The sequence below is a fragment of the Variovorax sp. J22R115 genome, from assembly GCF_030317005.1.
Lineage (GTDB): Bacteria > Pseudomonadota > Gammaproteobacteria > Burkholderiales > Burkholderiaceae_C > Variovorax.
In genome coordinates, this window is sequence record NZ_JASZYM010000005.1 from 1 (window position 1) to 19,991 (window position 19,991).

Annotated in this window: 16 protein-coding genes and 1 pseudogene; 3 read left to right on the forward strand and 14 right to left on the reverse strand. The window is 64.9% G+C overall.

What is annotated here, in order from left to right; translation table 11 throughout:
* Positions 1–296: 296 nt before the first annotated feature.
* Positions 297–1,043 (forward strand): phosphatase PAP2 family protein, encoded by a 747-nt coding sequence (locus QTI04_RS09795; RefSeq protein ID WP_286615390.1) that lies wholly within the window; start codon positions 297–299, stop codon positions 1,041–1,043.
* A 166-nt stretch (positions 1,044–1,209) separates the two neighbouring features.
* A complete protein-coding gene (locus QTI04_RS09800) occupies positions 1,210–1,446 on the forward strand; it encodes a hypothetical protein (protein ID WP_286615391.1) in 237 nt (78 codons plus the stop codon).
* 39 nt (positions 1,447–1,485) lie between these two features.
* Here the strand turns inward: QTI04_RS09800 and QTI04_RS09805 are convergent.
* From QTI04_RS09805 to argA, 11 genes and pseudogenes are all read right to left on the reverse strand, one after another.
* Positions 1,486–3,182, reverse strand: a pseudogene (locus QTI04_RS09805) (tannase/feruloyl esterase family alpha/beta hydrolase).
* A gap of 210 nt (positions 3,183–3,392) precedes the next feature.
* Positions 3,393–3,629, reverse strand: a complete 237-nt coding sequence (locus QTI04_RS09810) for a hypothetical protein (RefSeq protein WP_286598847.1) — start codon at positions 3,627–3,629, stop codon at positions 3,393–3,395.
* Between the two features lie 186 nt (positions 3,630–3,815).
* Entirely contained in the window at positions 3,816–4,385 is a 570-nt protein-coding gene (locus QTI04_RS09815; RefSeq protein WP_286598846.1) for a hypothetical protein, read from the reverse strand.
* A 12-nt stretch (positions 4,386–4,397) separates the two neighbouring features.
* Positions 4,398–6,425: an ABC-F family ATP-binding cassette domain-containing protein gene (locus QTI04_RS09820; RefSeq protein WP_286615393.1), complete on the reverse strand. Its 2,028-nt coding sequence runs from the start codon at positions 6,423–6,425 to the stop codon at positions 4,398–4,400.
* A gap of 27 nt (positions 6,426–6,452) precedes the next feature.
* Positions 6,453–7,316, reverse strand: a complete 864-nt coding sequence (gene prmB / locus QTI04_RS09825) for a 50S ribosomal protein L3 N(5)-glutamine methyltransferase (protein ID WP_286615395.1) — start codon at positions 7,314–7,316, stop codon at positions 6,453–6,455.
* A complete protein-coding gene (gene dapE / locus QTI04_RS09830; protein ID WP_286615397.1) occupies positions 7,313–8,491 on the reverse strand; it encodes a succinyl-diaminopimelate desuccinylase in 1,179 nt (392 codons plus the stop codon). Before dapE ends, prmB begins: the two co-directional genes overlap by 4 nt.
* Positions 8,492–8,507: 16 nt before the next feature.
* Positions 8,508–9,656 carry a PilT/PilU family type 4a pilus ATPase gene (locus QTI04_RS09835; protein WP_286598840.1) on the reverse strand — a complete coding sequence of 383 codons (1,149 nt, stop codon included), beginning with the start codon at positions 9,654–9,656 and terminating at the stop codon, positions 8,508–8,510.
* 71 nt (positions 9,657–9,727) lie between these two features.
* Positions 9,728–10,552, reverse strand: a complete 825-nt coding sequence (gene dapD / locus QTI04_RS09840) for a 2,3,4,5-tetrahydropyridine-2,6-dicarboxylate N-succinyltransferase (protein WP_286566283.1) — start codon at positions 10,550–10,552, stop codon at positions 9,728–9,730.
* 8 nt (positions 10,553–10,560) lie between these two features.
* Positions 10,561–11,760, reverse strand: a complete 1,200-nt coding sequence (dapC, locus tag QTI04_RS09845) for a succinyldiaminopimelate transaminase (RefSeq protein ID WP_286615398.1) — start codon at positions 11,758–11,760, stop codon at positions 10,561–10,563.
* A gap of 9 nt (positions 11,761–11,769) precedes the next feature.
* Positions 11,770–12,174 (reverse strand): hypothetical protein, encoded by a 405-nt coding sequence (locus QTI04_RS09850; RefSeq protein WP_286598838.1) that lies wholly within the window; start codon positions 12,172–12,174, stop codon positions 11,770–11,772.
* A gap of 34 nt (positions 12,175–12,208) precedes the next feature.
* Complete coding sequence (gene argA / locus QTI04_RS09855; RefSeq protein ID WP_286598837.1) at positions 12,209–13,555, reverse strand: amino-acid N-acetyltransferase; 1,347 nt, start codon at positions 13,553–13,555, stop codon at positions 12,209–12,211.
* Positions 13,556–13,622: 67 nt separating this feature from the next.
* Here argA and hrpA point away from each other — a divergent pair, with 67 nt between their 5' ends.
* Entirely contained in the window at positions 13,623–17,480 is a 3,858-nt protein-coding gene (hrpA, locus tag QTI04_RS09860; RefSeq protein ID WP_286615399.1) for an ATP-dependent RNA helicase HrpA, read from the forward strand.
* A gap of 78 nt (positions 17,481–17,558) precedes the next feature.
* Here hrpA and QTI04_RS09865 read toward each other — a convergent pair whose 3' ends face one another.
* The 3 genes from QTI04_RS09865 to QTI04_RS09875 form a co-directional block, all read right to left on the reverse strand.
* A complete protein-coding gene (locus QTI04_RS09865) occupies positions 17,559–17,717 on the reverse strand; it encodes a DUF3309 family protein (protein WP_286367752.1) in 159 nt (52 codons plus the stop codon).
* A 110-nt stretch (positions 17,718–17,827) separates the two neighbouring features.
* Positions 17,828–18,994, reverse strand: coding sequence for a pyridoxal phosphate-dependent aminotransferase (locus QTI04_RS09870; protein ID WP_286615401.1), 1,167 nt, complete (start codon positions 18,992–18,994; stop codon positions 17,828–17,830).
* Positions 18,991–19,932, reverse strand: a complete 942-nt coding sequence (locus QTI04_RS09875; RefSeq protein WP_286598834.1) for a CysB family HTH-type transcriptional regulator — start codon at positions 19,930–19,932, stop codon at positions 18,991–18,993. The genes QTI04_RS09870 and QTI04_RS09875 overlap by 4 nt, the downstream gene beginning before the upstream one ends.
* Positions 19,933–19,991: the final 59 nt, after the last annotated feature.

Below are 19,991 nucleotides of genomic sequence, written 5' to 3' on the forward strand. Positions count from 1 at the left end.
TCACCCGCACTCGAGCTTGAAGATGAAATCGCCGCGCGAGTTCAGGCGGCAACGGGTTGAGCAGACACGCCGCGCTCAACTTGAACAACCGGCGCTACATTGCGTATAGGCTGTGTCCTGAGATACGGGGGCAAGATCACAACGACGTCATCGACCATGGCTCACTCCCTGTTGCACCGCTGCAGATGAATCGGAGGGCCCTTGCAGCGAGGGCGGCGGAGTCCCTTGTCACGGGAGCCCGACGCTGCACTGTACTGCAGAGCTTGGTTCGTGGACGCAAGTGTGCTGTCCTCGCTGTGCTGCTCGAATCGGAGGTCGATCGACCTAGGGACAAGATCAATGAAGTCGACGCTCCTGATGGTGAAAGACCCGATGCGTTGCGTAATGCGGCCGGCCTTGCCCCGCACTGGAAGGCGACGGTTCAGCATCCATTCATAAGCAAGACGTACGTTTACGCGACGATGATCCGGGTTCGTCAGTTGGTATCACGTCCGCTTAGGTTGCGCCATGCGTGCGTTGCGGCGGCCGTCTTCCTGTCGTGCCTGCTTGTCGGCTCCGATGAGTCCCGCGCCGACACTGATTCGCAACGGCAACTCGGCGACTTCCTGGCGACGGCCATACCTCTTGCCACACTCGGCACGGAGTTGTACCGGGGCGATAAGGACGGCGCATGGCAGTACGCAATGACGTTCGCAGTCAGCGCCGCCACCACCGACGTGCTTGGCCGGCTGACCCACGTCGAGCGGCCTGACGGGAGCAACGACAATTCGTTTCCGTCGGGCCACGCAGCACGCGTCTTCTCGTCGGCGGCCTACGTGCGTCGGCGCCACGGGTTCGACGTCGCGTGGCCGCTATACCTCGCCGGGTTGTACGTCGGGTACACCCGCGTGGCCGCCGACCGGCACCGTTGGGGCGATATCGCCGGCGCGGCTCTGGTGTCGGAACTGTCTGCCTGGTGGCTCGTGGAGCCCGAATCCAAGGTCGTCGTCATGCCGGCGGTCGGCCATCGCTACGTCGGCGTCCATATCGCTGCCCGCTGGTGACAAAACCTCCTCTTCGGCGAAGGAGGGCGCGCAAGCCGCGCCTGTTTCACTTTGCGTGGGATGATCCCGTGAATTTCCTTGCGGAGAGTGAAGGATGGTCATATTCGCAGATCATTGCCAGAGGCTCGAGATCGTCGTCGACACCAACAGGGATAGCCGAATCTCCGTGAGCGACCTGTTGGAGTGGTTGCAGTTTCTCTACTACCTGCCCGCGCGATTCGCAACGCTGGCCATCGACAGAAGCTCCACCCTCTCGAAGTTCCTGGACTTGAACTGCGACACCGGGATGCACTGGGGCGGCGCGATCTTCTCTGGTGTTGTCTGGCTGTTGATCTTCGGCTTGATCTCAATGGTCTGGGGCGACAGCTCTGCCAGGAAGCGCGGCGGCGCCGGGAGGTCGTGAAGAGCTACGACCCCGGTTCAGCGCCGCAACGCGCTTGCGCTACTTGCAACTGAAGCTTGCCGCGTCTTCCGGATTGCTGCCGGTGTAGGTCGCCACCTTTGGGTAGGGGCACAGGGGACGCGTCCGGCTGGCAGACCAGCCCGCGGGTATTTCGGCGTTGACCACATTGGCACCTGCGCCTCTGGCCGTCGCCTTCACTGAATCCGGCGGCTTGCCTTGCTCGACCCATGCGATGAGCGGCGAGAGCATGTCGAACTGATCCGTCGCCGGGCCGCCGGCGCAATGGTTCATGCCAGGCACGGGGAAGTAGCGCGCAAAGGCAGACGCATCGCCGCCGTTGTTTGCGCGCAGGCCTTCATACCAATTGGTCGTGTCGTCCGAGGAGAATACCGGGTCGCTGGTGCCGTGGTACACCAGCAGCTTGCTGCCGCGTTCGCGCAGGTTCTTCATCTGCGTCGGATTCGGGGGCGTCATGAACGACATGGAAGACTCGGCGTAGACGCCGCTCGCCGCGTAGATGCTCGGCGCGTCGGTATCCATGTTGAAGGTCAGCGCGAAGTCGATACCGGAAGGCCGGTTCGGGCCCAGGGGCGGCGTGCTGAACACGAAACCCACCGCGCCCGTGTCCAGGACCTGCGAGTTGGCGAACTTCCATTGGCGCCAGTTGGCGCCGTTGATGCCCGCGTCGAATGGGAAAGTGCTGTAGATCGCGGTGCCGGTGCTGTTCCGGGCGCCGGCGAAGACGTTCGACAGCGCGGTCTTCTGTGCGTCGGTCAGGCAGGTTCCGTCTCGCGCGCCCGAGCACGAGGGGACATCCGTGGCCAGGTTGAAGGCGGTCCGGCATGTCGGAATGTCGGAGACGATGCCGTCGGTCAATCCATCGAGTGCGTCACAGCGCGCTGCCACGGCCTTGGCGACCGTGTTCAGCTCCACCGGGGTGAATGCGGTTTGCAGATCGGGCTTGCCCTGCGCGGTCAGGCCTGTCGTGACGGTAGCGTATTGCTGCACGCCATAGAGTGCGCGACTGCCGCCTTGGGCAGGTTGAAACCCGGGTCGCCGGCAAGGAAGCCGTCGTACTGATCCGCGTAGCGCGAGGCCGCCACCATGGCGTGCCGGCCGCCGTTGGAGCACCCGCCAAGGTACGAGCGATCGGGCCCGCGACCATAGGCCTTGGTGATCAGGTTCTTGGCCATCGGCGTGAGTTGCGGCACGGCGTTGTAGCCATAGTCCACCCGCGCTTGCGGGTCCAGACCGAAGCTGGGCGTCGGCGCCGAATGGCCGGCATCCGAGCTGATCACGGCGAAACCCATGTGCAAAGCGGTCGAGAGCGGCCCGCCACCGCCGACGCCACCTGTCGCCGTCACCACGCTGCCGTCGAGCCCGCCGTTGGCCTGGTAGAAGAAACGGCCGTTCCAGTCAACCGGCAAGCGCATCTCGAAGCCGATGGCGTAGGTCTGCCCGTCGACGGGGCCGGTGCGTTCGTTCATCTTGCCTTTGACAAGGCAATGGGCAGGCACTTGCGTGCTGATGCCTGCGACGGTCAGGGCGCCGGCTGCCACGGGTGCCACGGGTGCCACGGAGGTGTAGACGGTGCCGGGCCGGGCAGCCTTGGCCGCGAGGTCGTCGCAGTACAGAAGCTTGCCGGGCTGGGCCTCCGTCGTTGCCGGGGGCAGCACGAAGCCGCCGCCGCCTCCCCCTCCGCACGCTGCGAGGACCGCCTCTGTACCGATCAGCAGCGTCGTCGGTCGAAGGGCCGGTAGATTTGCACCATGGTCGATCTCCTGGTGAATTGGCCTGTGGTGGGTCAATACGATTATCGAAGATAACCAATATAGGTTTTTATCGAAATCAAAACGGTTAGTGCGAACCCGAGCAGAGCGCGGGAGTCCTGATCGATCGAGCAGAAAAAAGGCCGCTGATGCGGCCTTGCTTGTCTGCTACGCACTTCAGGCGTCGCCCGGAGCCTCGTTCTCGTCGAACAGGGCGTGGTGAGAACCCGCAATGGCGGAAACGACGCCCACGGCACTCGCACGGACCAGTTCCTGTCGCAAAGCCGCTTCCAGCAACCGGCGCGCGGTGTCCGGTCGGTCGTGGTCATACTCTTCGTCCAACTCGCAGTGCAGGTAATAGTCGACGCGGGCCATCAACCGCTCTACCGACGCTGCAAGGTCTGTCTCGTTCATCTTCCGCTCCTCCGAATTCTGTCGTGCGGAATGGACCTTAGCTTGATCCGTACTTTTACCTCTAGGGACTCACCCCCAGCTTCGCTGTATTGGATGAGTTTGTGCATTATCCATCGGCCTGACGATCGACATTCTCCGCTTGTCGTGGTAGTCCAACAACGCGTCATGGATATGCTTGGGACGGCCTCAGCGCAGGCGAAGGCGATTCCACACACCGCCGATGCGCGACGGCCGCGCCGCCGCCTCGACGCGCGGCTCGCTGCCTGATGCCGGTGGCAGCAGGTGTCGCAGGGTCTGCGCCACCTGTACGCAATCCTTGATGTGAAGTTCGCCCAACGCGCGCATGGCGGCGTAGCTCAGCGTGGCGGAGATCGCCTGGCCGACGATCGGCACGTACTTGGCGGCTTGCTTGGTCGTCAGCTTCACCCCGGCGTGTCGCGCCAGCTTGATCAGCAACTCGCGCGTGACCAGCCTGCCCACCAGAAGCGCGCCCACGGTAGCGGCCGCCTTTCGTATACGCTCCCTTTCGGACGGCGCAAGCTTGTCAACTTGCGTCACAGAGAGTCCGAATTCGGCGCTGATCTGCGGAATCACGCGCGCGAGCAAGGCCGCGTCGGCGGCCCAGTCGATGCCCGGAATGGGAACCGCGCCCACCGCAGCAGCCATCAGCGCCTTCCGGCCGAGAAGACGTCGGCTGCGCCGAATGGCCGCGATGAGTTCCGGATCCCCTTGGGAGAGTTCGATGGCGGAGGGCATGCCGCTGAATTATCAGACGGCGAGCGATTCCAGCTTGTCGGACAAGGCCAGCCAGCGCTCTTCGAGCTGGGCGATTTCGTCGTTCAGCGTCTTCAGGCGCCTTCCTGCTTCGGCGATGTCCGGGGCAGCCAGCGGTTGCGCCAGTCGTTCTTCGAGTGACGCTTTCTCGCTCGCAGCTGCAGCCAGGTGTTGATCGATCTGCGCGAGTTCTCGTTTGATCGGCTTGGCCTGTTCGCTGCGCTGCTGGCGGTCCTGGGCGTCCTGCTTGCGCTGGTTCTTGCCTGATGGCGCAGGCTCCGTCGGGACGGGTGCCGGTGCGCTGGCAACCGGTGGCGGCGGTGTCGCCATCTCAGCTGCCGCTGTGGCTGCATCGCGCGTGGCGATCTTGGCTTCCTCGCGCAAGCGCTTGGCTTCGTCGAGCAGATAGCGCTGGTAGTCGTCCAGGTCGCCGTCGAAATCGCCAACTACGCCGCGGCCGACCAGCCAGAACTCGTCGCACACGGAGCGCAGCAATGCGCGGTCGTGGCTTACCAGCATCAGGGTGCCTTCGAACTCGTTGAGCGCCACCGCAAGTGCCTCGCGCGTGGCGAGGTCCAGGTGGTTGGTGGGTTCGTCAAGCAGCAGCAGGTTGGGGCGCTGCCAGACCATCATCGCGAGCACTAGGCGGGCCTTTTCGCCGCCGCTCATGGTGCCGACGGGTTGCTTCACCATGTCGCCGCTGAAGTTGAAGCTGCCCAGATACCCGCGCAGGTCCTGCTCGCCCGTGCGCTCCTTGACGGTGGAACCCAGTTCGCGCGCCATGCGGACCATGTGCTCGAGAGGGGTGTCCTGTGGACGCAGAACGTCGAGTTCCTGCTGCGCGAAGTAGCCGATGTTGAGGCCCTTGCCTTCGGTGACCGTTCCGGCCAGCGCGCCCATTTCGCGCGCAATTGTTTTGACCAGCGTCGATTTGCCCTGGCCGTTGGCGCCCAGGATCCCGATGCGCTGTCCGGCCAGCACCGAGCGGTTGACGCCACGCAGGATGGTCTTGGGCGGCTCGTCTTCCATGCGGTAGCCAAAGCTTGCATCGCTGATCGACAGCATGGGATTCGGGATATTGCCCGGCTCCTTGAACTCGAAGCTGAAATCGGCTTCGGCGAGCAGCGGCGCGACCTTCTCCATGCGTTCCAGCGCCTTGACCCGGCTTTGCGCCTGCTTGGCTTTGCTGGCCTTGGCCTTGAAGCGATCGATGAACTTCTGCAGGTGCGCGATCTTGTCTTGCTGCTTGGCGAATGCGGACTGCTGCAGTTCCATCTGCTGCGCGCGCAGTATCTCGAAAGCGCTGTAGTTGCCGCCGTAGCGCGTGAGCTTGGCATGCTCGATGTGCAGCGTCACGTCGGTCACGGCGTCGAGGAATTCGCGGTCATGGCTGATCACGATCATCGTGCCGGCGTACTTCTGCAGCCAGGCTTCGAGCCAGACGAGGGCGTCCAAGTCCAGGTGGTTGGTGGGTTCGTCGAGCAGCAGCAGGTCGCTCGGGCACATCAGTGCGCGCGCGAGTTGCAGGCGCATGCGCCAGCCGCCGGAGAAGCTGTTGACGGGCTGGTCGAGTTCATGTGCCTTGAAACCGAGCCCGAGGATCAGCGCCTGTGCCCGAGGCACCGCATCGTGTTCGCCCGCGTCGGCCAGGTCGGTGTAGGCGTGGGCGAGGTCCATGCCAATGTCATGGTCGTCCGGGGCGGCTTCGTGAGCAGCCTCGACGAGAGCGAGCGCATCGCGCAATTCGACCAGACGCGTGTCGCCGCCGACCACGAAATCGGTCGCGGACTCGTCGGTCTCCGGCATGTTTTGCGCGACTTGCGCCATGCGCCACTGCTTCGGCAGCGAGAAGTCGCCACCGTCTTCGTGCAGCGTCCCGTTGAAAAGCGCGAACAGCGTGGACTTGCCCGCGCCATTGCGTCCCACCAGGCCGACTTTTTCGCCGGGATTGATGGTGACGCTGGCGCCGTCGAGCAGCACTTTGGCGCTGCGGCGCAGGATGACGTTCTTGAGAGTGATCATTTCATTGCCCGCCCGTTGGCGGGCATTTCATAGGAGAGATTCGCGGGTGACCAGGAGGACCTGGTCTTCGCCGGCGCTGGTGGCGAGCCACACCACTTCGAGCTTCGGGAAAGCAGCCTGGAAATGCGCGCGCTCGTTGCCGATTTCAAGCACCAGCACGGCGGACTCGCTCATGCGAGCGGGCGCTTCGGCGAGAAGGCGGCGGATGAAATCCATGCCGTCGGTGCCGCCGGCCAGGGCCAGTTCCGGCTCGGCACGGTACTCGGCGGGAAGCGCCGTCATGCTCTGCGCGTTGACGTAGGGCGGGTTGCAAAGGATGAGGTCGTAGGGGCCGTGCACGCCGGCGAGGCCGTCGGATTCGAGCAGCGTGATGCGGTTGTCGAGCTGATGCCGCGTCACGTTGATGGCTGCCACTTCGAGCGCCGTGGTCGACAGGTCTGCCGCATCGACCGCGATGTCCGGATAGGTCATTGCCGCCAGCACCGCAAGGCTGCCGTTGCCGGTGCACAGGTCGAGCACACGGCGCGTGTGCTCACCCAGCCAGGGATCGATGCTGCCATCGGCCAGCAGTTCCGCAATGAAGCTGCGCGGCACGATGGTTCGCTCGTCGACATAGAAGGGGACACCTTGGAGCCAGGCTTCCCTGGTCAGGTAGGCAGCGGGCTTGCGTGTCTCGATGCGCTGGGTGAAGAGTTGGCCGATGCGCGCGGCGTCCGCCGGCGATACCTGGCGGTCGGCGACCCCGTCCAATTCATCAAGCGGCAGGCCAAGGCGCCAGAGCACGAGCCACACGGCCTCGTCGAAAGCGTTGTCGGTACCATGGCCAAAGGCAACGCCCGCTTCGGCCAGCTGCTTGGCGCCGGCCTCGATCAGTTCGATGACAGTGCTCATACCAGGAGCAGCGCTTCAAGCCTGTCCAGCGTGCGGCGATAGATGTTCTTGAGCGGCTCGATCTCGGCAACCGCAATGTGTTCGTCGATCTTGTGGATGCTCGCGTTCACGGGGCCCAGTTCAACCACTTGCTTGCAGATCTTCGCGATGAATCGTGCGTCGCTGGTGCCGCCGCTGGTCGACAGCTCGGTCTCGATGCCGGTCTCGTCGCGGATGGATTGCTGCACCGCTTCGACCAGTTCGCCCGGCTTCGTGAGGAAGGGCAGTCCGCCGACGGTCCATGTGAGCGTGTAATCGACGCCATGGCTGTCGAGCACGGCGTGCACGCGCTGCTGCAGCGATTCGGGCGTTGATTCGGTCGAAAAGCGGAAGTTGAAGTCGAGCACCGCTGCGCTTGGGATCACGTTGCTCGCCCCAGTCCCGGCGTGGATGTTGCTGATTTGCCAGCTTGTCGGCTGGAAATGGTCATTGCCGGCATCCCAGCCGCCGCACGCGTTGATTGCGACCAGTTCGGCCAGTGCGGGCGCGAGCAAATGCACCGGGTTCTTCGCCAGGTGCGGATAGGCGATGTGGCCCTGCACACCCTGGACGGTCAGCTTGCCGCTCATGGTGCCGCGCCGGCCGTTCTTGATCATGTCGCCGCAGCGCTCGACGGCCGTCGGCTCGCCGACGATGCAGTAGTCGATCCGCTCGCCGCGCGCGGCCAGTGTGTTGCAGACCACGACAGTGCCGTCGACGCCGGGGCCTTCCTCGTCGCTCGTGAGAAGGAGGGCGAGGGTCAGGCGCGGATCCGGCTTCGCCGCCAGGAATTCCTCGATCGCGACGACGAAGGCGGCCAGCGAGGTCTTCATGTCGCAAGCACCGCGGCCATAGAGCTTGCCGTCGCGGTGGGTGGGTGTGAAGGGGTGGCTGGTCCACTGTTCGAGTGGCCCGGTGGGCACCACGTCGGTGTGGCCTGCAAAAACCAGGGTCCGGCCTGCGCCGTTGGGGGCGGTACCGGGCCGGACTGCCCATAGATTGGTCACCCGAAAGTCGGTCGGGCCGCTTTCGATGGTCTCGAGCCTGAATCCGAGCCGCGCCAGCCGTTCGCCGAGGATCTCCTGGCACCCCGCGTCGTCGGGAGTGACCGAGGGGCGGGAGATCAGTTGTTCGGCAAGCTGGAGCGTTCGGGACATCGAAAGGGCAAATGGTTCACAAACGCACGTCGAGCGTGATGTCCGTGAAGGTGGGTTCCTCGACCTGGTCGAGGAGGGAGCGTTCTTCGCTGCGGGTCTGCGGCGCCTTGCGGTTCTGCAGGCGCCACATCAGGTTGGTCGGCGAGTCGGCCTGCGCCAAGCCTTCCTCGCGGGTGACCAGATTTTCGGTGATCAGGCGGGCTATGTCTTCTTCGAAGGTTTGAGACCCTTCAGCCATGGACTGTTCCATGGCGTCCTTGACGGCCGAGAAGTCGCCCTTGCCGATGTGCTCCGCGACCAGCGCGGTGTTCAGCAGCACTTCGAGCGCCGGAACGCGAGCGCCGTTGGGCGTGCGCAGCAGGCGCTGGGCGACGACGGCGCGCAGGGCGCCGCCGAGATCGCCCAGCAGCGTGGGGCGCACTTCCACTGGGTAGAAGCTCAGGATGCGGTTCAGCGCCCGGTAGCTGTTGTTGGCGTGCAGCGTGGCCACGCAAAGATGACCCGACTGCGCGTAGGCGATTGCGGCGGTCATCGTTTCGCGATCGCGGATTTCGCCGATCTGGATCACGTCGGGCGCCTGGCGCAGTGCGTTCTTGAGCGCGATCTGGAGCGATTGCGTGTCGCTGCCCACGTCACGCTGGTTCACCATCGACTTCTTGTTGGTGAAGGTGAATTCGATCGGTTCTTCGACCGTGAGGATGTGGCCGGTCGCGTTTTCGTTGCGGTAGTCGAGCATCGAGGCCAGCGTCGTGCTCTTGCCGGCACCGGTGGAGCCGACCATCAGGATGAGCCCGCGCTTCTCCATCACGAGCGTCTTGAGGATTTCGGGCAGGTTCAGGTCCTCGAAGGACGGGATGACCGAGGCGATGTGCCGTACCACCACCGCATAGCTGCCGCGCTGGCGCATGGCGCTGATGCGGAAGTTGCCGGCGCCGTCGAGGCCGATGGCCATGTTGAGCTCGCCGGTGCGTTCCAGCTCGGCGATGCGGTCCGCATGCACGACTTCGGACAGCAGGCTCAGAGGCGCCTCGGGCGGCAGCACCTGGGCGTTGATCGGCATGCAATTGCCATTGATGCGAATCAGCGCTGGGCAGTTCGCCGATAAATAGATGTCGGAAGCCTTGCGTTCGGCCATCAGGCGAAGAATTCGCTCCATCGTGTTCATCGGCATTTCTCCTCAGTGTGGTTATGAAACGGGCATCCACCGTGCCGCCCCCTCAGGCGGCCGGCTTCCTTTTAGTCGCGTAGCAGGTCGTTCAGCGAGGTCTTGGCGCGGGTTTGAGCGTCGACACGCTTCACGATGATGGCGGCGTACAGGCTGTACTTGCCGTTGTCCTTGGGCAGCGTGCCGCTGATGACGACCGAGCCCGACGGCACGCGGCCGTAGCTGACTTCGCCAGTCGTGCGGTCGTAGATCGGCGTGCTCTGGCCGATGTACACGCCCATCGACAGCACGGAGTTCTCTTCGATCACCACGCCTTCGACCACTTCGGAGCGGGCGCCGATGAAGCAATTGTCCTCGATGATGGTCGGGCCAGCCTGCAGGGGTTCCAGCACGCCGCCGATGCCGACGCCACCCGACAGGTGCACGTTGGCGCCGATCTGCGCGCAGGAACCGACGGTGGCCCAGGTGTCGACCATGGTGCCTTCGCCGACGTAGGCGCCGATGTTCACGTAGGAGGGCATCAGGATCGCGCCCTTGGCGATGTAGCTGCCGCGACGCGCCACGGCCGGCGGCACGATGCGCACGCCGGCCTCCTTCAGTTCGCCGGCCGACAGGTGCGAGAACTTGGTCGGCACCTTGTCGTAGAAGCCCAGCGAGCCGGCTTGCATCTGCTCGTTGTCCTTGAGGCGGAACGACAGCAGCACGGCCTTCTTGATCCACTGGTGCACGGTCCACTGGCCCACGCTCTCGCGGGTGGCCACGCGCAGGTGGCCGTTGTTGAGCTCGGCGATCACGTGATCGACGGCATCGCGGACTTCCTTCGGAGCGCTGGTAGCGGAGATGTTGGCGCGGTCTTCCCACGCGGCGTCGATGGTCTGCTGGAGTTGTTGGGTCATGGAAAAGCTCAGTTCTGGATGAAGTTCACGATGCGTTGCGCGGCCTCGGTGCATTCAGCCGTGTCGGCGACCAGCGCCATCCGGATGCGCCCGCGGCCCGGATTGGCGCCGGCCACGTCGCGGGCGAGGTAGCTGCCGGGCAGCACCGTCACATTGTATTGAGCGTAGAGCGCGCGGGCGAAGGCCTGGTCGTCGCCGTTCCACGATGCCGGCACGCCGGCCCAGAGGTAGAAGCTGGCGTCGGGCAGGCGAACGTCGAGCACGGGTTCGAGCAAGGGCGTGACGGCGGCGAACTTGGCGCGGTACTGGGCGCGGTTCTCGACCACGTGGGCCTCGTCGTTCCAAGCCGCGATGCTGGCGGCGGCGACGGTGCCACTCATGGCGCTGCCGTGGTACGTGCGATAGAGCAGGAAGGACTTGATGATCGCCGCATCGCCTGCCACGAAGCCGCTGCGCAGGCCCGGTACGTTGCTGCGCTTGGACAGCGAGGTCAAGGCGATGAGGTTGCGGAAGTCGCTGCGGCCCAGTTTCGCCGCGGCTTCAAGTCCGCCGAGCGGCGGTTCGTCGCGGAAATAGATCTCGCTGTAGCACTCGTCGGCCGCGATCACGAAGCCGTAGCGGTCCGACAGCGCAAAGAGCTTCTGCCACTCGTCCAGCGGCATCACAGCCCCGGTCGGATTGCCCGGTGAGCATACGAAGACGAGCTGGGTGCGCGCCCAGACCTCTGCGGGCACGCTGTCCCAGTCGACCGCAAAGTTGCGCGCGGCAACGCTGGGCACGTAGTACGGCTCGGCGCCCGACAGAAAGGCCGCGCCTTCGTAGATTTGATAGAAGGGATTGGGCGACAGCACCACGGGCGTCGGCGACTTGCTGGAATCGATCACCGTCTGCGCCAGGGCGAACAGGGCCTCGCGCGATCCGTTGACCGGCAGCACCTGCGTGGCCGCATCCAGCGCCAGGCCGTAGCGCCGCTGCAGCCAGCCCGTGAACGACTCGCGCAGCTTGATTTCGCCGGCCGTGGCCGGATAGACCGCGAGCGCACCGAGGCTGCTCGACAGCGCTTCCTTGATGAACGCGGGAGTGGGGTGCTTGGGCTCACCGATGCCCAGGCTGATGGGGGCGAATTCGGGGTTCGGCGTGACGCCCGCGAAGAGTTGGCGGAGGCGCTCGAAGGGGTAAGGCTGCAGTTTGGCGAGCAGGGGATTCATGGGCAGGGATTATCGGGGTCTGGGCGCGAGCGCCAGCAGGCGGTCATAGGCGTCGGGGTCGGCTTCCCGCAGCCTGGCGAGCGCCGAAGCCGCCGCATCCGCGATCTCGGCACGGCTTTGCTTCTTGGCGGCCTCGATCTTGTCGTAGGCCCCCTGGAGCTTGTCGAGCGATTTGGCGCCCTGGGCCGGGGTGACCGTCCTGGATTGCTTGTCGGCCAGCAGCACCTCCGTGATCCAGCCGATCTGTCGCCCGTAGCTGGCGACCTCGAAAGCCTTCTTCTCCAGTGCGCCATTGCCCGCCGAGGGGGGAATTCCCGCGAAGAACCAGCTCGTATCCGGCTCGATCTGCTGCGCCACGCTGCCGCTGAACGGAAAGTGCAACGTCGGGGACCAGAACCAGAGCCATGGAAACATCGCGTTCTCCTCGGGGTGATGTGCGCCGCGTGAGCTAGAGCTTCTTGACCAGCACCTGGCTCTTGCGGTCCCAGTTGTACTTGCGCTTGCGCGCCTCGGGCAGCCAGTCCGGATTGACCTGCTGGAAGCCACGTTTCAGGAACCAGTGCATGGTGCGCGTCGTCAGCACGAAGATGCTCTCCAGGCCCTGGGCCTTGGCGCGCTGTTCGATGCGCTTCAGGATGCGTTCGCCGTCGCCCTGCGCCTGCGATTGGGGCGACACGGTCAACGCCGCCATCTCGGCCGTCTTCGCTTCCGGGTAAGGGTAGAGCGCCGCGCAGCCGAAGATCACGCCGTCGTGCTCGATCACCGTGTACTGGCCGACGTCGCGCTCGATCTCGGTGCGGCTGCGCTTCACCAGCGTGCCGTCGCGCTCGAAGGGTTCGATGAGCTGCAGAATGCCGCCGATGTCGTCCGCCGTCGCTTCGCGCAGCGATTCGAGCTTCTCGTCGATCACCATGGTGCCGATGCCGTCGTGCACGTACACCTCCAGCAGCAGCGAGCCGTCCACGCTGAACGGCAGGATGTGGTTGCGCTCGACCCCCGCCTCACAGGCCTTCACGCAATGCTGCAGATAGAAGGCAGTGTCCGTCGGCCGCTGCGGTGGCGAGAGCGAGGCCAGAAGCTTTTTCGCGGTGTCGAGCGGCAGCTCGGTATCGATCGGGTTGTCCTCGCTGACCGGCAAACTGGTGTCGAGCGGAATCCCGGGAATCTCGGACAGGAAGATCAGCTTGTCGGCCTGGATCGAGATCGCCACGCTGGTCGCGACCTCTTCCATCGTCAGGTTGAAGGCCTCGCCGGTGGGCGAGAAGCCGAAGGGCGACATCAGCACCATCGCGCCGAAATCCAGCGCGCGGCGAATGCCCGCCGCATCGACCTTGCGCACCAGCCCCGAATGCTGGAAGTCGACGCCGTCGACCACGCCGACGGGCCGCGCGGTGATGAAGTTGCCAGAGATGACGCGAATCGTGGAACCGGCCATCGGCGTGTTCGGCAGACCCTGGCTGAAAGCGGCCTCGATCTCGTAGCGCAACTGGCCGGCAGCCTCCTGCGCGCAGTCCAGCGCCACCTCGTCGGTGATGCGCATGCCGTGGGAGTACCTTGCCTCGTGGCCCTTGGCGCGCAACTGCTCGTTGACCTGCGGACGGAATCCGTGCACCAGCACCACCTTGACGCCCATGCTCTGGATCAGTGCCAGGTCCTGGGCGATGTTTTGCAGCTTGCCGGCCGCGATCGCCTCGCCGGCCATCGCGACCACGAAGGTCTTGCCGCGATGCATGTGGATGTAGGGCGCCACCGAGCGAAACCAGGGGACGAAGGTGAAGTTGAAGACGGTGGACATTGGCGGGGTAGGGGAGGCGGAAAGGCCGGGCGCAAGATAATCGGCGATTTTCCCCGAACTGCCCGCCTTGTCTTCGTCTCCACTTCGAATCGAGTTCCCCGAATCCCTGCCGGTGTCGGCCCGGCGCGACGAAATCATGGCCGCCATCGATGCGAACCAGGTCGTGATCGTCTGTGGGGAGACCGGTTCGGGCAAGACCACGCAGCTGCCCAAGATCGCCCTGGCGCTGGGGCGCGGCAAGCTCAACGCCCCGCCGGGCAAGGGTCGGCTGATCGGTCATACCCAGCCGCGCCGCATTGCGGCGTCGTCGGTGGCCAAGCGCATCGCGGAGGAACTGAAGACGCCGCTGGGCGATGTGGTCGGCTTCAAGGTGCGATTCCAAGACCGGCTGTCGCGCGATGCCTCGGTCAAACTGATGACCGACGGCATTCTCCTGGCGGAGACACAGACGGATCCACTCCTCAAGGCCTACGACACGCTCATCATCGACGAGGCGCACGAGCGCTCGCTGAACATCGACTTCCTCCTGGGCTACCTGCGAGAGATCCTGCCGCGCCGGCCGGACCTGAAGGTGATCGTGACCTCGGCGACGATCGATGCGGATCGCTTCGCGCAGCATTTCGCATCCATAAAGGGGCCGGCGCCCGTCATCATGGTGTCGGGCCGGACGTTTCCGGTCGAGCAGCGCTACAGGCCCTTCGAGGAATCACGCGACTACGACCTCAACGACGCCATCGCCGACGGCGTGGACGAACTCTGGCGCGATCCGCACAACGCGGGCGACATCCTGATCTTCCTGCCCGGCGAGCGTGAGATCCGGGAAGCGGCCGATCATCTGCGCAAGCACCTGAGCCACCAGCCCCTGATGCGCAGTGCCGAAGTGCTGCCGCTGTTCGCGCGCCTGTCTCAGGCCGAGCAGGACCGCATCTTCGACGGCCACACGGGCCGCCGCATCGTGCTGGCCACCAACGTCGCCGAAACCTCGCTCACCGTGCCGGGCATCCGCTATGTCATCGACGCCGGCACCGCGCGGGTCAAGCGCTACAGCTTCCGCAGCAAGGTGGAGCAGCTGCTGGTCGAGTCGATCAGCCAGGCGGCGGCCAACCAGCGTGCGGGACGTTGCGGCCGGGTGGCCAACGGCATCTGCATCCGGCTTTACGACGAGAAGGACTTCGAGGGCCGGCCACGGTTCACCGATCCGGAGATCCTGCGCTCCTCGCTCGCGGGCGTGATCCTGCGGATGAAGTCGCTGCACCTGGGTGACGTGGAGCGCTTTCCTTTTCTCGAAGCGCCGCAGCGGCGTGCGATCGCCGATGGCTATCAACTGCTGAACGAGCTGGGCGCGGTGGACGACGCGAACGAACTCACACCGACGGGCGTCGAGCTGTCCAAACTGCCGCTCGATCCGCGCGTCGGCCGGATGATCCTGGAGGCTCGCACGCGTGGTGCGCTCGAAGAGGTGCTGGTGATCGCCAGCGCCCTGTCCGTGCAGGATGTTCGCGATCGGCCCATGGACGCGCAGCAGCAGGCTGACCAGGCGCATTCGAAGTTCGATGACGAGAAGAGCGAGTTCAGCGGATATCTGCGGCTTTGGAAATGGATTCACGACGCGCGCGGCGGGCACGGCGACAGCCACAAGCTCAGCAACCGTCAATACGAACAGCTGCTGCGCCAGAACTTCGTCAACATCCGTCGCGTGCGCGAATGGCGTGACATCCACTCGCAGTTGCTCACCGTCGTCACGGAACACAAGTGGCGCATCAACGCCGAGCCCGCGGGCTACGAGCCGTTGCACCTCTCCATGCTCTCGGGCCTGCTCGGCAATGTCGGCTGGAAGCTCGAGGACGACGAGGCCTACCTCGGCGCGCGCGGCATCAAGTTCTACCGCCATCCGGGCGCGCATCTGAAGAAGAAGCCGGGCCGATGGATCGTCTGCGCCGAGTTGGTCGAAACCACGCGCCTGTTCGGCCGCGGCATCGCGAACATCGAGCCGCAGTGGCTCGAACAAGTCGCCGGGCACCTGCTCAAGAAGCAGTTGCTCGATCCGCACTGGGAGAAGAAGGGCGCTCAGGTCGCGGCGCTGGAGCGCGCGACGCTCTACGGCCTTGTGGTGTACAGCGGGCGGCGCGTCGACTTCAGCAAGGTCGACCCTGTCGCTGCGCGCGAGATCTTCATTCGGGAAGCGCTCGTCGGCGGCCAGTGGGAAAGCAAGCTGCCTTTTCTCGCAGCCAATCGCAAGCTCGTGCGGGAGGTCGAGGGCCTGGAGCACAAGTCGCGGCGGCAGGACGTGCTGGTCGACGACGAACTGATCTACGCCTTCTACGACGCCCAGCTGCCGCCGGATGTCGCAAGCGGCATCACCTTCGAGAACTGGTACCGCCAGGAGTCGAAGGCGCAGCTGCGCCTGCTTTACCTGACGCGCGACGAACTGATGCGGCACCAGGCGGCCGGCATCACGACGCAATCGTTCCCGCCGACCCTGCGGCTGGGCGGTGTCGATTGCGCGGCGACATACCTCCACGAGCCGGGCGACGCGAAAGATGGTCTGACGGTCACCGTCCCGCTCTTTGTCTTGAATCAGGTCAGCGAAGAACGCTGTGAATGGCTGGTGACCGGCATGCTGAAGGACAAAGTGCAGGCCCTGCTCAAGAGCCTGCCGCAGAAGCCGCGAGCCCGACTGGTGCCCTTGCCCGAATCGGCCGCTCGCCTGAGCGAGCTGCTTGCGGCGCCGGAAGTCTTCGGCCACGGCTCGCTCACCGACGCCTTGCTTAAGCGCGTGCGCGACCAGACCAGCCTCGATGTGAAGCGTGCCGACTTCAAACTCGACATGCTGCCGCCGCATCTGTTCATGAACCTGCGCGTGGTGGATGAACACGGCCGCCAGCTCGGCATGGGGCGCAACCTCGGCGCCTTGAAGGCGGAGTTGGGCGCGCAGGCGCGCGGTGCGTTCCAGGCGCTGGCGGGGCTCAACGTCAAGGCGTCCGCGAAGCCCGCGGCAACCGAATCCGCAGGTGCGGGAGCGCAGTCATCGGTGAAGGCCCCGTCGGACGAGCCCGCGACGCCATCATTGCCTGCCGGCCAACGCTACACCGCCTGGACCTTTGGCGAACTCCCGGAATTGATGGAGGTCCGGCGCGGCGCGCAATCGCTGATCGGCTTTCCGGCGCTGCTGGACGGTGGCGATGCGGTCACGATCGAAGTGTTCGACGAGCCCGCCGTTGCGGCCGCGAAGCACCGAAGCGGCTTGCGGCGGCTCTTCGCGCTGCAACTCAAGGATGCCCTCAAGTACCTCGAGAAGAACATCCCGGATCTGCAGAAGATGGCCGTCGCGTACATGCCGCTCGGCACCGCCGAGGAACTCCGTGCGCAGGTCATCGACGTGGCGCTGGAGCGCGCCTTCCTGCAGGAACCGCTGCCGTCCGATGAACCGGGCTTCAAGCGTCGCGTGGAGGAAGGCCGCGGCCGGCTCACGCTGATCGCGAACGAGGTCGCGCGGCTGGCCGGCATGATCCTCACCGAGTACACGCAGGCAGCGCGCAAGATCAAGGACACCAAGGTTCAGCCCACGGCCACCGCCGATGCCGCGCAGCAGCTGCAGCGATTGATGGGCAAGCGCTTCATCGCCGACACGCCATGGCCACGCCTGCAGCATTTCGCGCGCTATCTCAAGGCGATCACGTTGCGGCTCGACAAGCTTCGCGGCGACCCTGCGCGCGATGCGCAGCGCCTGGCGGAGCTTCGCCCGCAGGAGCAGCGCTACTGGCGCCTGCTGGCCGAACGCAAAGGTGCGGTGGACGAGCGGATGAGCGAGTTCCGTTGGCTGCTGGAAGAGTTGCGTGTGAGCTTCTTCGCGCAGGAACTGCGCACGCCGCAGCCGGTCAGCGTCAAGCGGCTCGACAAGCTCTGGGTGCAACTCGAAAGCTGAGGAGCGGCTTTGGCTCGCAGACGAAAAAAAGCCCGCGGAGGCGGGCTTTTTCATTGGGAGCGCGGAAGGCGCTTGTATCTATATCCGCCCCATGAGAAGCAGCACGATCACGACCAGCAGCACCAGGCCAAGGCCGCCGCTCGGACCATAGCCCCAGCCGCGACTGTAGCCCCAACTCGGCAGTGCGCCCACCAGCAGCAGGATGAGGACGATCAGCAGAATCAACGAGAGAGACATGGACTTCTCCTAGCGCGAAATGTTTCGAGGAGTCCATGGTCGGTGCCGCGCGTCGAGTCCAGCGCCGGAAGGGGCCCCCTCCGACGGTCAGGACTCTCCTACCATTCGTGTCAGAGTCGCGCCAGTCGGTCGATGGCCGTTTGCAGGGTTTCGTCCTTCTTGGCGAAACAGAAGCGCACCACGCGCTGGTCGAATCCGTCGCCGTAGAAGGCCGACAACGGAATGGCCGCAACGCCGATCTCGCTCGTCAGCCATTGGCAGAAATCGGACTCGCCCAGGTCGCTCACCTCGCTGATGTCGACGCACTGGAAGTAGGTGCCGCCGCTAGGCAAGAGCTTGAGTCGCGTCTTCGCGAGGCCCGCCGCGAACAGGTCACGCTTGCGCTGATAGAAGGTGGGCAGTTCGAGGTAAGGCGCCGGATCGGCCATGTAGCTCGCGAGTGCGTGCTGCATCGGCGTGTTGACGGTAAACACGTTGAACTGGTGCACCTTGCGAAACTCGGCCGTGAGTGCAGCCGGCGCGGCCACGTAGCCGACCTTCCAGCCGGTCACGTGATAGGTCTTGCCGAAGCTGCTCACGATGAAGCTTCGCGCAGCCAGCCCGGGAAATCGCGAGGCGCTTTCGTGGCGCGCGCCGGTGTAGACCATGTGCTCGTAGACCTCGTCGCTGATCACCAGCACGTCGGTAGGTGCGAGCAACTCTTCGAGCTGGCGCATCTCGGCCTCGGTCCACACGGTCGCGCTCGGATTGTGCGGCGTATTGACGATGATCGCGCGGGTGCGCGGCGTGATGGCGGCTGCGATCTTGCCGAAGTCCGGGCGGAACGTACCGGGCGTCAGCGGCACGCGCACCACAGTGCCACCGGCCAGGTCGATGTTGGGCACGTAGCTGTCATAGCAGGGCTCCAGCACGATGACCTCGTCTCCCGGACGCACCACCGCAAGGATCGCTGTGATGATCGCCTGCGTGGCACCCGCCGTGACGGTGATCTCGCTCTGCGCGTCGTAGCTGTACCCGTACAGCGTCGAGATCTTCGAAGCCACCGCCTCGCGCAACGAGAGGATGCCGGGCATCGGCGGGTACTGGTTGTGGCCTGCCGCCATCGCGTCGGTCACGGCCTGCAGCAGCTTCGGGTCGCAGCCGAAATCCGGAAAGCCTTGGCCGAGGTTCACCGCATTCTTCTCGGTGGCCAGCGCCGACATGACGGTGAAGATGGTCGTGCCGACGGCGGGCAGCTTGGTCTGGATGTCGGGGGTACGGGCGGTCACGGTGCTCACAGTTCGTAATCCTGGTTGTGACCGCTCAAGGCCTTGGCGATCAGGTTGCGGTCGAGCCGATCCGAGAGCAGCTCGGCGAATTTGAAGACGAAGTTGCGCAGGTAGGCGCTGCGCTTGAACGCCACGCGCGCGATGTTGACGCCGAAGATATGCCCCATCGGGCGCACGATCAGATCGGCGTTGGAGTCGTCGCGCACTGCCATCTCGGCCACGATGCCGACGCCGAGCCCGAGCCGCACGTAGGTCTTGATGACGTCGGAGTCGATAGCTTCCAGCGCAATCCGCGGCGTGAGCTTCTTCTGCGCAAAGGCATGGTCGATGCGCGTGCGGCCGGTGAACGACGGGTGGTACGTGATGATCGGCTCGCTGGCCAGATCTTCGAGCGAGATGCGCTCCTTCTCGGCGAGCGGGTGGCCCTTGGGCAGCACCAGCACGTGCTGCCACTCGTAGCAGGGCATCGTCACGAGTTCGGTGTAGTCGGCGAGCGATTCGGTGGCGATGCCGATCTCCGCGATCTCGTCGATGACCATGCGAGCGACCTGATCGGGCGAACCCTGGTGCAGGCTGACGTTTACCTTCGGATAGGCCTCGCGCAGCTTTGCCACGGGCACCGGCAACACGTAGCGCGCTTGCGTGTGGGTGGTCGCGATGGAGAGCGTGCCGCTGTCTTGCGCGCTGAACTGTTCGCCGATCCGCTTCAGGTTGCCGACCTCGCGCATGATCAGTTCGATGCTGGCGAGCACGTGCTGGCCGGGTTCGGTCACGCGCTTGAGGCGCTTGCCATGCCGGGCGAAGATTTCCACGCCCAGTTCTTCCTCGAGTTCGATGATGGCCTTGGAGACGCCCGGTTGCGAGGTGTGCAGCGCCTTGGCTGCCTCGGTCAGGTTCAGGTTGCGCCGAACCGCCTCCTGGACAAACTTGAACTGGTGAAGATTCATAACAGATTCCGTCTTATTTCGGCATTCATTATGCCTTCGGAGTCTATGAAAATCACCGG

Bases quoted from the DNA above. Each gene is read 5' to 3' on its own strand.
- dapC (WP_286615398.1), bottom strand. From the start codon at position 11,760: ATGAATCCCCTGCTCGCCAAACTGCAGCCTTACCCCTTCGAGCGCCTC.
- QTI04_RS09810 (WP_286598847.1), bottom strand. From the start codon at position 3,629: ATGAACGAGACAGACCTTGCAGCGTCGGTAGAGCGGTTGATGGCCCGC.
- prmB (WP_286615395.1), bottom strand. From the start codon at position 7,316: ATGAGCACTGTCATCGAACTGATCGAGGCCGGCGCCAAGCAGCTGGCC.
- QTI04_RS09820 (WP_286615393.1), bottom strand. From the start codon at position 6,425: ATGATCACTCTCAAGAACGTCATCCTGCGCCGCAGCGCCAAAGTGCTG.
- QTI04_RS09865 (WP_286367752.1), bottom strand. From the start codon at position 17,717: ATGTCTCTCTCGTTGATTCTGCTGATCGTCCTCATCCTGCTGCTGGTG.
- dapE (WP_286615397.1), bottom strand. From the start codon at position 8,491: ATGTCCCGAACGCTCCAGCTTGCCGAACAACTGATCTCCCGCCCCTCG.
- QTI04_RS09835 (WP_286598840.1), bottom strand. From the start codon at position 9,656: ATGAACACGATGGAGCGAATTCTTCGCCTGATGGCCGAACGCAAGGCT.
- dapD (WP_286566283.1), bottom strand. From the start codon at position 10,552: ATGACCCAACAACTCCAGCAGACCATCGACGCCGCGTGGGAAGACCGC.
- QTI04_RS09815 (WP_286598846.1), bottom strand. From the start codon at position 4,385: ATGCCCTCCGCCATCGAACTCTCCCAAGGGGATCCGGAACTCATCGCG.
- QTI04_RS09875 (WP_286598834.1), bottom strand. From the start codon at position 19,932: ATGAATCTTCACCAGTTCAAGTTTGTCCAGGAGGCGGTTCGGCGCAAC.
- QTI04_RS09850 (WP_286598838.1), bottom strand. From the start codon at position 12,174: ATGTTTCCATGGCTCTGGTTCTGGTCCCCGACGTTGCACTTTCCGTTC.
- argA (WP_286598837.1), bottom strand. From the start codon at position 13,555: ATGTCCACCGTCTTCAACTTCACCTTCGTCCCCTGGTTTCGCTCGGTG.